Source organism: Oscillibacter valericigenes, from assembly GCF_021531915.1.
Lineage (GTDB): Bacteria > Bacillota > Clostridia > Oscillospirales > Oscillospiraceae > Oscillibacter > Oscillibacter valericigenes_A.
The window spans coordinates 97,563-109,293 of the sequence record NZ_JAFBIV010000005.1; the positions used below are offsets into that span (position 1 = coordinate 97,563).

The 11,731-nt window shown below is 57.6% G+C and carries 13 protein-coding genes; 5 read left to right on the plus strand and 8 right to left on the minus strand.

Annotation, left to right across the window (positions count from 1 at the left end):
- Positions 1 to 155: 155 nt before the first annotated feature.
- Positions 156 to 818 carry a Crp/Fnr family transcriptional regulator gene (locus JQM66_RS05705; protein WP_235228923.1) on the minus strand — a complete coding sequence of 221 codons (663 nt, stop codon included), beginning with the start codon at positions 816 to 818 and terminating at the stop codon, positions 156 to 158.
- A gap of 193 nt (positions 819 to 1,011) precedes the next feature.
- Here JQM66_RS05705 and JQM66_RS05710 point away from each other — a divergent pair, with 193 nt between their 5' ends.
- Positions 1,012 to 1,458, plus strand: coding sequence for a CBS domain-containing protein (locus tag JQM66_RS05710; protein WP_235228924.1), 447 nt, complete (start codon positions 1,012 to 1,014; stop codon positions 1,456 to 1,458).
- Between the two features lie 219 nt (positions 1,459 to 1,677).
- On the opposite strand, the gene JQM66_RS05715 is transcribed toward JQM66_RS05710, so the two are convergent.
- The 4 genes from JQM66_RS05715 to mltG all read right to left on the minus strand — a co-directional run bounded on the left by JQM66_RS05715 (position 1,678) and on the right by mltG (position 6,537).
- Positions 1,678 to 2,460, minus strand: a complete 783-nt coding sequence (locus tag JQM66_RS05715; RefSeq protein ID WP_235228925.1) for a transposase — start codon at positions 2,458 to 2,460, stop codon at positions 1,678 to 1,680.
- A gap of 274 nt (positions 2,461 to 2,734) precedes the next feature.
- Positions 2,735 to 4,132 (minus strand): NAD(P)/FAD-dependent oxidoreductase, encoded by a 1,398-nt coding sequence (locus tag JQM66_RS05720; RefSeq protein ID WP_235228926.1) that lies wholly within the window; start codon positions 4,130 to 4,132, stop codon positions 2,735 to 2,737.
- A 28-nt stretch (positions 4,133 to 4,160) separates the two neighbouring features.
- A complete protein-coding gene (locus JQM66_RS05725) occupies positions 4,161 to 5,381 on the minus strand; it encodes a peptidase U32 family protein (protein WP_235228927.1) in 1,221 nt (406 codons plus the stop codon).
- Position 5,382: 1 nt separating this feature from the next.
- On the minus strand, positions 5,383 to 6,537 hold the full coding sequence (gene mltG, locus JQM66_RS05730; RefSeq protein ID WP_235228928.1) for an endolytic transglycosylase MltG: 1,155 nt from the start codon (positions 6,535 to 6,537) through the stop codon (positions 5,383 to 5,385).
- A gap of 136 nt (positions 6,538 to 6,673) precedes the next feature.
- On the opposite strand from mltG, the gene JQM66_RS05735 reads away from it, so the two are divergent.
- Positions 6,674 to 6,829, plus strand: coding sequence for a hypothetical protein (locus JQM66_RS05735; protein WP_235228929.1), 156 nt, complete (start codon positions 6,674 to 6,676; stop codon positions 6,827 to 6,829).
- Between the two features lie 61 nt (positions 6,830 to 6,890).
- Here JQM66_RS05735 and JQM66_RS05740 read toward each other — a convergent pair whose 3' ends face one another.
- The 3 genes from JQM66_RS05740 to JQM66_RS05750 all read right to left on the minus strand — a co-directional run bounded on the left by JQM66_RS05740 (position 6,891) and on the right by JQM66_RS05750 (position 9,319).
- Complete coding sequence (locus tag JQM66_RS05740) at positions 6,891 to 7,556, minus strand: dTMP kinase (RefSeq protein WP_235228930.1); 666 nt, start codon at positions 7,554 to 7,556, stop codon at positions 6,891 to 6,893.
- Positions 7,553 to 8,272, minus strand: coding sequence for a WecB/TagA/CpsF family glycosyltransferase (locus tag JQM66_RS05745; protein WP_235228931.1), 720 nt, complete (start codon positions 8,270 to 8,272; stop codon positions 7,553 to 7,555). The genes JQM66_RS05740 and JQM66_RS05745 overlap by 4 nt, the downstream gene beginning before the upstream one ends.
- Before the next feature lie 141 nt (positions 8,273 to 8,413).
- Positions 8,414 to 9,319, minus strand: a complete 906-nt coding sequence (locus tag JQM66_RS05750; RefSeq protein ID WP_235228932.1) for a DMT family transporter — start codon at positions 9,317 to 9,319, stop codon at positions 8,414 to 8,416.
- An 87-nt stretch (positions 9,320 to 9,406) separates the two neighbouring features.
- On the opposite strand from JQM66_RS05750, the gene JQM66_RS05755 reads away from it, so the two are divergent.
- The 3 genes from JQM66_RS05755 to JQM66_RS05765 are packed head-to-tail and all read left to right on the plus strand — an operon-like array spanning position 9,407 to position 11,697.
- Positions 9,407 to 10,027: a DNA-3-methyladenine glycosylase gene (locus JQM66_RS05755; RefSeq protein ID WP_235228933.1), complete on the plus strand. Its 621-nt coding sequence runs from the start codon at positions 9,407 to 9,409 to the stop codon at positions 10,025 to 10,027.
- 3 nt (positions 10,028 to 10,030) lie between these two features.
- Positions 10,031 to 10,684, plus strand: coding sequence for an HAD family hydrolase (locus tag JQM66_RS05760; RefSeq protein WP_235228934.1), 654 nt, complete (start codon positions 10,031 to 10,033; stop codon positions 10,682 to 10,684).
- 5 nt (positions 10,685 to 10,689) lie between these two features.
- Complete coding sequence (locus JQM66_RS05765; RefSeq protein ID WP_235228945.1) at positions 10,690 to 11,697, plus strand: transglutaminase domain-containing protein; 1,008 nt, start codon at positions 10,690 to 10,692, stop codon at positions 11,695 to 11,697.
- Positions 11,698 to 11,731 lie beyond the last annotated feature (34 nt).

Genomic DNA, 11,731 nt, shown 5'->3' on the forward strand with positions numbered 1-11,731 from the left:
GTATTTTTAATATGCGATGTAGTTTCCCAAACGACATATCGCTGTCATTTTAATATATTAATTCAGGGCAGTCAATAAATTTCCACCAAATTCATTATCTTTTTTTCGTCAATACCGCAAAAATACTAACAATCCCATGTATTGCTTTTTTGTATTTATGAATTCAACGTAAATTTACGTCCATCGGAACACACAATGCCCTCCTCCCGCAGACGCTTTAATTCCCGCATCATGGCGCTGCGGTCGGTGGCGATGTAATCGGCCAGGGTGCTGAGGGAAAATGGCAGCGTGAAAGTGTTTTTTCCGCCGCTGTCCGCCAGCTGACGGAAGTAACACAGCAGCTTTTCCCGGATGGAGCGGCGGGACAGGACATCTACCCGCATGGACAGGGCCTGGGCCTTGTCCGCCATCAGCCGGAGCATATTCTGTACCAGCAGGCTGTGGTGGGTGCAGGCGTTCTCGCACCGTTTGAGGATGTGGGCGTAGTCAATAAACAACACGTCGCAGGGAGTTCTGCAAACCACCTCCAGGCTGTCGTGTCCGGTTCCGGCAAAAGCCAGTGTCCTGCCAAAAACGCCCCCGGGGAGCAGCTCCTCCATCACCGTGGACACCCCCTCCTCGTCGATGCGGATCAGCGCGGCCTCTCCCCGTTCCATGATGCCCACGGCATTATTCTTTGGTGTGGAGAGATCATAGATCACATCGTCCGGCCGGAAAGAACGGTGCACTGCCTGAAAACAGGTCAGCATTCTGAGGTATTCCTCATAGCTGATGTTCTGAAATAGGGGGCTTTTTTCCAAATCCTGTTGTGTCAGCACAGTGCCCGCCTCCTCTTGTTGCATATATCACAATTCATATCTTATCAGTTTCCGGCAAAAAAGTAAAGAGCCGCTCCATGCAATCTTCATAAAATGTTCATCACTTTCAGAGGAAATTCTTGTATATTATGAATAGAGGCTGAAACGCCAAAATACAGGCGGGCTTTCCGTCTTCGAGAAATGAGGCAGCTTCGTGAACATTGCTTATTTTCTGCTCCCCAAAGCTCGCGTCGCGTATCTGTACGACGACTGCACCTTCCGGCAGGGCCTTGAGAAAATGCGGCACCACGGCTATACGGCCATTCCTGTCATCTCCCGCAGCGGGCAGTACATCGGCACCGTCAGTGAAGGCGATTTTCTGTGGCGTCTCCTCAGCGAGGAGACTGAGCAGCACCACACCATGAAGGACCTGGAGCAGCTCCAGGTCCGGGACATCCTCCGGGGCAACCAGTATCTGCCTGTACGGATCACCGTCACCATGGATGAGCTGCTGGACAGTGCCATGAATCAAAACTTTATCCCAGTGGTAGACGACTCAGGCAGCTTTATCGGTATCGTCACCCGCAAGGACATCATCCGCTATTTCGCAGAGCAGAAGCACAGCGGTATTCCCCAAAAGAATCTGAAGAAAATTGTATAGGAAAACCCCGGGCTATGCCTAATTTCATTAAGATAACCACCCCAACGTAGCCGCCTCCGGGAGAAAATCTCGGAGGCGGTTTAGTAAACACATACATCAGAAATGAGGGCACGACAACAGCGTGGAGTTTCCTCCGCGAAAAACGAATATGAAACAACCTCAAATCATCCGGTACCGAAAACTGGCTGGGCGCTTTACGCGCATATTCCTCGGTTTTTGCTAGCCAGGCCGAACAGGAAGCGGGAATTTTGCAACCAAAGGCTCCACTTTTGTCGCAGGAATAAAGCCAAGCAGGAACTCCCGTGCAATGTGAGCAGCGAAAGCGGCGTTAAGGCGGTAGAGATATTTGCCCTCCGACTGCGTAAAAATGGCATGCAGACGAAGCAAGGAAGCAAAATTATAGAGCGTCATTCTGGAAAAGATCTCCTGCTTGATAAATGAGCGCTTTTTGGCATGAAAGTGTGTCAGCGCAAGGGTGTATTTCAAATCCCGGAAAGATGTCTCGATGCCCCAGCGTTTGTGGTAAAGCTCGCGGAGTAATGGAGGCGGGAACCGGTCTGCGGGAAGATTGGTGATCACGGTCTCGTACAGGCCCTCTTTGACCGCAAATCTGACCACACGGAAGGAAATCGGATACAACGCATCGCTTGTGTCCCTGATATAGTCGAAATGAACCTTGCTGGGGATCCAGCGGTACTTCTGCTCCATGTGCGCCATGTTGTTGTATGCCTCATAGCCGCAGTCCGCTATGAGAATGACCGGTTCTGTGAGTTCCGATCGGTCCACCAATTCCACAAGCGCTCGAGACTCGTGCTCCTCCTGGCCATCTTGTATGACGGTGTCCAGATAGAGTTGACTTTCCAAGTCATACAGTGCATTCAAATGCAGCAGGTTGTATCCGCGTCCGTCCTTAGTACTGTTAAAGTAGGCAGCTTTCAGTTCCGTGTGAAATTCCGTTTGGAATCGGTCGTGTATATGGACAACTCCTCCCACATTTGGCATATGGTATCCAAAAGTTTTCTTTTCAGGGCTTTTGGGTAGTTTCTCATGGGCGTAACCTCCTTGAAATTGCTCTCAAGGCGTAGACGCCGATTTTTTCTGTTTTGTCAAGTGTTTTTTGTGACTTTTTCAATTATTTGCAATCACAGACCAAACCGCCTTGCGTACAGTCTGGTCTGTTGCTTATGTTAATGAGATTCGGCATACCCCGAGGTTTTCGTCTAACAATAAAAGGAAGCACATCTGACTGATGTGCTTCCTTTTATGTTTTCTTGGTTCAGCGCTCTTCCGCGATCTTGCGGCCCATGAGGACGCCCATGATGGAGGCCATCATCAGACCGCGGGTCCAGCCGGAGCTGTCGCCCAGGCAGTGCAGGCCCTTGAGGCTGGTGTTGAAGTCAGTATCCATCTTCACCCGGTTGGAGTAGAACTTCAGCTCGGGGGAATACAACAGGGTCTCGTAGGCGGCGAAGCCGGGGACCACGTAATCCATGGCCTGAATGAAGCCGATGATATTGGTCATGGCCCGGTAGGGCATGGCGGCGGTGATATCACCGGCCACGGCATCCGGCAGGGTGGGCCGGATGTTGGACTGAGCCAACTCCTTCTGCCAGGTGCGCTTGCCGTCCAGAATGTCGCCGAACCGCTGGACCAGGATCTGGCCGTTGGCTAACATGTTGGTCAGCTCACCCACCTTCTGGGCGTAGGCGATGGGCTGGTTGAAGGGCACGGAGAAGTTGTGGGAGCAGAGGATGGAGAGGTTGGTGTTGTCGCTCTTCAGGTCTTTGTAGGAATGGCCGTTGACCACCGCCAGGTTGTTGTCGTAATTCTCCTGGCTGACGAAGCCGCCGGGGTTCTGGCAGAAGGTACGGACCTTGTTCTTGAAGGGCTTGGGATAGCCCACCAGCTTGGACTCGTACAGCACCCGGTTCACCATCTCCATGACCTCGTTGCGGACCTCCACCCGGACGCCGATGTCCACGGTGCCGGGAGCATGGGCGATGTTGTGCTCGGCGCACAGCTTCTCCAGCCAGTCGGCGCCCCGGCGGCCGGTGGCAACGACGGTATGCTTGGCGTAGATCTCCAGGTCGGTCTTGCCGTTGGAGACGGAAACGCCCTTACAGACCTCGTCCTCCAGGATCAGGTTGCTGCACTCATAACCGAAGTACATCTCCACGCCGTTTTCCTGCAGGTACTTCTCAATGGCCAGGTAAATGTCCTGGGCCTTCTCCGTGCCCATGTGGCGGATAGGGCAATCCACCAGCTTGAGGCCCGCGTGGATGGCCCGCTTGCGGATCTCCTTCCGCTCCTCCTCATGCTCCAGACCCTCGATGTGGGTATCCGCGCCGAATTCCAGATAGATCTTGTCGGCGTAATTGATGGTCTCCTGAGCCAGGTCCTCGCCGATCAGGGAAGGCAGGTCGCCGCCCACCTCGTAGCTCAGGGACAGCTTTCCGTCGGAGAAGGCACCGGCGCCGGAGAAGCCAGTGGTGATATGGCAGTAAGGCTTGCAGTTGACGCACTTGCGGGTCTTGTCCTTGGGGCAGTGGCGGTTCTCAATGGCCTGTCCCTTTTCCACCATGATGATCTTCTGGTGGCTGCCCTTCTTGATCATTTCCAGGGCGGTGAAGATACCGGCAGGGCCGGCGCCGACGATGACAACATCTGTATTCATATGGCTCTCTCCTTCTGTCGATTTCCGCTCATTTAGCGGATAGTTCCACGGCGTGACGCACCAGGGTGAAGGGCGGCACCTGCCGGGGCAGCTTCATGCGGAAGGTCATTTGGGGCGTGCGGGGTTCTTCCAGGGGCTGGCCCTCGCTGTCCGTCATATCCGGGACGGTCATGGAGAAGGGCCGCAGGTCCGGACCCACCAGCTCCACGGTGTCTCCGGTCCGGAATTTATTGCGCAGGGACAGTCTGGCATTTCCCGCCTCGTCACATTCCGTGACAAGGGCAACCACTTGCCACTCTCTGATATAACGGGAGTTTACGTAATACTGGCCGGGGTGTCCATAGTAGAAGCCGGTGGAGTAGGGCCGGTGGCTGACGTGCTCCACCTCATCCCGCCAGACGGGGTCCAGGGGCTTCCCCGCCGCCGCGTCATCCAGGCAGTGACGGTAGGCTCCGGTGACAATGGCGGCGTAATAGGCGGATTTGGCCCGTCCCTCGATCTTCAGGCTGGACACGCCCGCGTCGCACAGGTCATCCAGATGGTCGATCATGCACATGTCCCGGGAGTTCAGGATGTAGGAGCCCTGGGCATCCTCCTCAATGGGGAAATACTCGCCGGGGCGCTTCTCCTCCATCAGGGCGTACTGGTAGCGGCAGGGCTGGGCGCAGGCGCCGCGGCTGGCGTCCCGCCCGGTCATATAGTTGCTCAGCAGGCACCGGCCCGAGTAGCTGACGCACATGGCGCCGTGAACGAAGGTCTCCAGCTCCAGCTCCGCGGGGATCTTCTCCCGGATGGTACGGATCTCCTCCAGGCTCAGCTCCCGGGCCAGCACCACCCGGGAGGCACCCAGATCATACCAGGCCCGGGCGGTCTCATAGTTGCAGACGCTGGCCTGGGTGGAGACATGGCGGCGGCAGTTGGGGGCATACTTCCCCGCCAGGGTGAAGGCGCCCAGGTCCGCCGCGATGACGGCGTCCACTCCCGCGTCGTTCAGAAGCTCCAGATGCTCCGGAAGGCGGGAGACCTCATCGTTCCGGGGCATGGTGTTGATGGTGCAGTAGGTCCGGACGCCGTGGCTGTGGGCAAACTCCACCGCCTGGCGCAGTTCATCCGGGCTAAAATTCCCGGCAAAGGCCCGCATGCCGAAGTCGGTGCCGGCCAGATACACGGCGTCCGCGCCGTACAGGACGGCCATTTTCAGCCGCTCCATGTCCCCCGCCGGGGCCAGAATCTCAGGTTTCTTTCTCATATCAGTTTCCAATATACTCGCTGCTGTTGACAAAGTTCAGGTGGTCGTTGTAGTTGGTGAAGAAACGGTGCCTGTGGTCCTTGCCCAGGGCGTAATAGTAGTAGTCCGTGGTCTCCGGCTCCAGGGCAGCCCGGATGGATGCCATACCCGGATTGGCGATGGCCGTGGGCGGCAGGCCGGCCTTCTTGTAGAGGTTGTAGGGAGAATCCGTCTCCTTGTCGCTGTTGGTGATGGCACCCTCATGACCGGGCAGAGCATACAGCAGCGCCGCGTCGATCTGCAGCATGCCGTAGGTGCCGCCCTTGTCGCCGGGGCCCTCCAGACGATTGTAGATGACAGAGGCGATCTTGCCGTGATCCGTACCGTCAGTCTCCTTTTCGATCAGGGAGGCGATGGTGACGATCTTCTGCAGGTCATAGCCCCGCTCTTTGGCCTGGGCCAGCAAGTCGTCATCCAGACGACTGTTGAAGGTGGCAATCATCTTGTTCAGAGCCGCTGATGCCTTGCCGTTCACATAGAACTCGTAGGTATCCGGGAACAGGTAGCCCTCCAGACGGCTGATGTCTTCCGACTCGTTGTCGATAAAATCGTATTTGAAGTTGTAGGTCTGGGCGGCCTTCAACAGGTCCTCCTTGCTGCTGACATTGTTCTTGGCCAGCAGCTCAATGGTCTCCGCCACGGTGTAGCCCTCCGGGATGGTGACCCGGACGGTCTCCGCCGTCATGTTGCCGGAGGTGCTCCGCATCCCCACGATGAGAGCACGATAATCCATCTCCGTATTGAGAGTGTACGTCCCCATGCCGATCTTCTCCTCGGCATGGGCGAAATTGGCGAACAGGCGGAAGAACCACTTGTAATTGATGAGGCCCGCCTCTTGCAGCTTGTCTGCCACGGTCGCCACTGTGTCCTCGGAGGTGATCTGAATGGTCTCCTCCTTGTACTCCTTGTTGAAGGCGCACAGGTCAGAGGCCAGCAGCCAGCCCACGCCTGCCAGCAGGGCCGATGTGACCACCACGAACAGGATATACAGCAGCGGATTGATCCGCTTTTTCTTTTTTCTCTTGCGGCTCTTGCGGGATACCTGCCGGGGCTGTTCGCTCCTGCGAACCTGTTCCGCATCCCAGCTTGCGGTATCGCCGCGCTTGTAATCAGCCATGGAAACCTCCATTTCTCTTCGCCGATTCCGACGAAGACACGCGATTTTTTCCCGGCTCTCCGGGGATTTTTCGATTGGCCAGGCTCCATTCGGGCTCCCGGCGCATAGAATGTCTCAACAAAGTGAGGTGACAATCATGTGGTTCAACAATGGTAACAACGACTGCTCCTGCCTGTGGCTCATCATTATCCTCATTCTGCTCTTCTGCTGCTGCGGCAACTTCTGGGGCGGCAATTGCTGCTGCGGCCATGACCACGACCATGACTGCGACCGCGGGGACAACTGCTGCTGACATCCGCAGGAAAGCGGGACGCCCGGCGTCCCGTTTTCTTTCGTTCGAGGCGGGACAGGCTTTACAGCAGCTTCTTTACCAACCGGTAAACCTGCTGATGGATGTCCTCCGGAGTCCGGGGGGCTCCCTCTCTTGCGCAGTTGATAACGGACCAGCCGCACTCCCTGGCGATTTCCCTGGCGTTGGCTCTGCAGTTTTTCAGATATACCTCATCCTGTTCATGGATATCCGCATGGGTGCCGGTATCCTGCTCCCGCTGGCGCATCATCTGCTCCGTGATCTCCGTTGGCATGTCCAAGTAGATCACCAGATCCGGCTTCGGCAGGCCCAGCCTGCCGTATTCCAACTCGAACAGCCAGTCCAGATATTCCTTTCGCTCGCTTCTCAGAAGCTTGGAGGCCTGGTGGACGGCGTTGGAGGTGGTATAGCGGTCTGCTACGATCAGTCCGCCGCTCTCATAAAAATCGCCCCAGTCCTGCTTATAGGACGCATAGCGGTCCATAGAGAAAAACATGGAGGCGGCGAAGGCGTTCACGTCGCCGGGGTGCTTGCCCAGATTGCCGTCCAGGTACTCCTGGACCATGGCGGCGGAGGGCTTTCCGTACCGGGGGAAGTTGATCTCCCGGAAGGGAGTCCCCTCCTCTTCCAGATGATGGCACAAGAGTCTTGCCTGGGTGGCCTTGCCGGAGCCGTCAGTTCCTTCAAATACGATCAGTTTTCCACTCATTTCTTTTTCTTCTCCTGCTTGATATGGACCAGGAACAGGGGCAGCTTCATCATGCGGCCGATACGGCGGGGCTCCTTGCAAAGACGGTAAAACCACTCCAGCCCGTGATCGGACCAGAATTTCGGCGCCCGCTCCACCACGCCGGCGAACACGTCCAAGCTGCCGCCCAAACCGCACAGCAGTCGGGCACCGGTGGCGGCGCCGTTTTTCCGCATCCAGAGCTCCTGCTTGGGAGCGCCCAGGCACACGAACACGCAGTCCGCGCCGCTGGCGGCGATGGCTTCCACAACAGGGGCGTCCTCCTTGAAATAGCCGTCGTGGGTCCCGGCGATCTTCAATCCGGGATACTGCGCCGCCAGCTTTTCCGCCGCCTGCTCCGCCACGCCCGGTTTGGCGCCCAGCAGATAAAGGGACAAGCCCTCCACTGCCATTCTTTCCATCAGATGCCCGGCAAATTCAATGCCGGGGGTTCTTTCCTTCAAAGGCGTCCCCAGCATAGCGGCGCCCTTGATGACACCAATGCCGTCCGGCAGTACCAGATCCGCGCCGTTGACGGCGATCTTCGCCGCTAAATTTTCCCGACAGACCTCCACGATCTCCGGGTTAGGCGTCACTACATAATGTACACCTTCTCCATGAATCAACTCCATGGCCCGGTCCACCGCTTCTCCCATGGTCAGATTATCAAAACCGACGCCCAAAACGTCGATACGCATAGGATCACCTCACTACATACTCATACAGGTTAAAGTTTACCACAAAGGTCCGCCTTTGTCCAACCTAAAATCAAGAGGGCCTCCCTGTTCAGCTGCAAAAACGGGGAGGCAGAATGCCTCCCCATTCGCTCGTTTTTGATTTTACACCTCGGCACGGACGGGCTTCTTTCGCTCCGGCAACTGGGCCAGCACCACGGCCACCAGCATCAGCACACAGCCGAAGTACTCCTTGCCGCTCATCTGATCGTGGAGAATGACAGCTCCCGCCAGGGTGGCGAACACGGACTCCAGGCTCAGCAGCAGGGACACCACCGTAGGATTGGAGTCCTTCTGGGCCAAAATCTGCAGCGTATAGGCCACACCGCTGGAGAAAATACCCACATACAGGATGGGACCCAGGCACATGCCCAGCGCCTCCAGAGAGGGGCTCTCCGTGGCGGCCATGCCGACGGCAGACAGCACCGTCACCACCAGGAACTGCATGCAGGACAGCTCCACACCGTCCACCGTCTGGGTGAAATGGTCGATCACCAGAATATGGGCGGAGAAACAGAAGGCGCACAGCAGGATATAGAAGTCGCCGCTGGTGATGGTGAAGTCCTCCGTGATGCAAAGGCAGTACAGGCCCACCACTGCCAGGGCCACGCTGATCCAGATGGTCCGGGGTGCCTTCTTCTTCAAAAATACACCCAGGATGGGCACAATGACGATATACAGCGCCGTGATAAAACCAGCCTTGCCGCTGGTGGTGGTCTCCAGCCCCTTCTGCTGCAGGAAGCTGGCCACCGTCAGAGCCACGCCGCAGCAGGCACCGCCTACCGCCAGGTCCTTCCAGGAGCGGGTTGCACGCTCCACAATGCCCTTCTGTACCTTGCGGCGCACCAGGCACAGCGCCAGCAAAAACAAAAAGGCGATAGCTGACCGGGCGGTGTTGAAGGTAAAGGGCTCCACGTAGTCGGCGCCCACGCTCTGAGCCACAAAGGCAGTACCCCAGATCAAAGCTGCCAGCACCGGCAGCACATTTTGACGAATCCGATTGACTTTCATAGACTTGCTCCGTTTTCTGTTCCATGGTATACTGGTTTGTGTCTTTTCAAGACACAACGCATGAGATTTTAGCACAGGGGTGAGGAAATGGCAAGACTTTCCCGTGAATTCTATAATGGCGACACGGTGGAGGTCGCCCGGGCGCTGCTTGGCAAGTATCTGGTCCGCAGGCTTCCGGACGGCACGGTGCTGGCGGGACGGCTGACGGAGACGGAGGCATACGTGGGCCGCTGCGACAAGGCCTGCCATGCCTACAACTACCGCCGGACAGAACGGACCGCCACCCTGTTCGGCCCGCCGGGCCACGCCTATATCTACCTCATCTACGGCATGTACCACTGTCTTAACGTGGTGACGGAGCCGGAGGGTGAGCCTGCCGCCGTGCTGATCCGGTCCATGGAGCCTGTGGCCGGGACGGACACCATCCGCCGCCTGCGGTTCGGGGACAAGCCCCTGACCGTCTACCGAAAGAAGAATTTCCTCAACGGACCCGGCAAACTGTGTAAAGGTCTTTCCCTTACCAAATCAGAAAATGGGCTGGACCTGACGGAGGATACTCTGTATCTTTGCGACTCTCCCCTGGACTTCGGCGCTCCGCTGACGGAGCGACCCAAAGAACGCATCTGTGCAGGTCCACGCATCGGCATCGACTACGCCGAGGAGGCCCGGGACTTTCCCTGGCGCTTCTGGCTGGAAACGGAGGTTTGAACCATGTTTTTCTTCGATCTGGACGGCACCCTCATCGACTCCAACGGCATCTGGAAGCAGGTAGACCACGACTTTCTGGCCCGCCGGGGCCTTCCCTACTCCCGTGCCTACTTTGAGGGCGTTGCCCATACTGCCCTGCCCCTGGCAGCGGAATTCACCAAGGAGTTCTGCCATCTGGAGGAATCCTGCCAGGAGATCATTGACGAGTGGATGGAGATGTCCCGGGGCATGTACGCCAAAGTGCCCCTAAAGCCCGGTGTCCGGGCCTACCTGAAGCAGTGCAAAGCGGAGGGCCGGCGGATGGCCGTGGTGACCTCCAGCGTACCGGAGCACTGCTATACTGCCCTGAAGAAGCTGGATATTGAGAAGTATTTTGAGAACGTCACCTTTGCCCAGCAGGCCGGGATGCACAAAAAGGCCCCCGACGTCTGGCTGGCCGCCGCGGAGAAAAACGGCGTCCGTCCGGAGGACTGTACCGTCTTTGACGACAGTCTGGCCGCCTGTTGGGGCGCCCGGGCCGCCCGGATGCGGGTGGTGGGCGTCCACGACAGCTTCTTCAATAAAGACGAAAAAGAGATGCGGGCCTTCTGCGATGTCTATATCGATAGCTTTGAGGAACTGCTGTACACACCGGAGCAGAAGGTCCGGCGGAAGTGAGTACCATGGAAGCCTACTACTATCAGCGCATGACCAAGCCCCGGCAGGCAGCGTACCACGCCATGAAAACGGGCTTTACCGCCCTCTCCCCCGCCTTTCCGGTGCCCCGGCTGGACAACCGGGAGCTTTCGGATATTTTCTTTCAGCTGCGGCTGGACTGCCCGGAGATCTTCTACGTCACCGGCTTTACTTACCGCTTTTATCCCGGTTCGGACCATGTGGAACTGATCCCGGAATATCTCTTTGAAAAAAGTAAAATCAAGGAGCACCAGAAGGCCCTGGCGGCCCGGGTGGAAAAGCTGGCCCGCCCCGCCAAAGCCATGACGCCATTGGAAAAAGAGCGGTACATCCATGATTTTATCTGCGCAAACGTGCGGTACGACAAGCTGAAAAAGCCCTACTCCCATGAGATCATCGGCCCCCTGGGGCAGGGCGTCGGCGTGTGCGAGGGCATTGCCAAATCTGTGAAGATTTTATGTGATGCCCTTGGCCTGTGGTGTATCATCGCCATCTCCGAGGCCAACCCGGAGATGGGCGTCAAGTACCGCCACGCCTGGAACATCCTGAAGCTGGACGGCCAGTACGTCCACCTGGACGCCACCTTTGACAACTCCCTGGGCCACGACGGCGTCATCCGGTACGACTACTTCAACCTGGATGACAGCCGCCTGTTCCGGGACCACCAGCCGGTGGTCTACTCGGTCCCCGCCTGCGGCAAGGGTGACCAGTTCTACTACCGCGCCGCCAAGCTGTCCTTCACGAAGATCGAGGACGTGGTGAAGCGGGCCCAGATGGCCATTCGGAAGGACCTGCCCTTTGTGTTCCACTGGCGGGGCGGACCCCTCACCCGGGAGGTGCTGGCGGAGCTGGTCCAGGCTCTGGAGGAAGCCGCCCAGAAACGGGGACGCCACGCCGCCGTGTCCTTCAACCGCCCCCAGGCGGTACTCCAGGTCCGCTTCCCCACGGAGCTGCCCGGTGAGGCCGCCGAGGAGGAAGCCAACGAGGGCGAATAAGAAACCGTCCGAAGCGAAAATACGCTTCGGACGG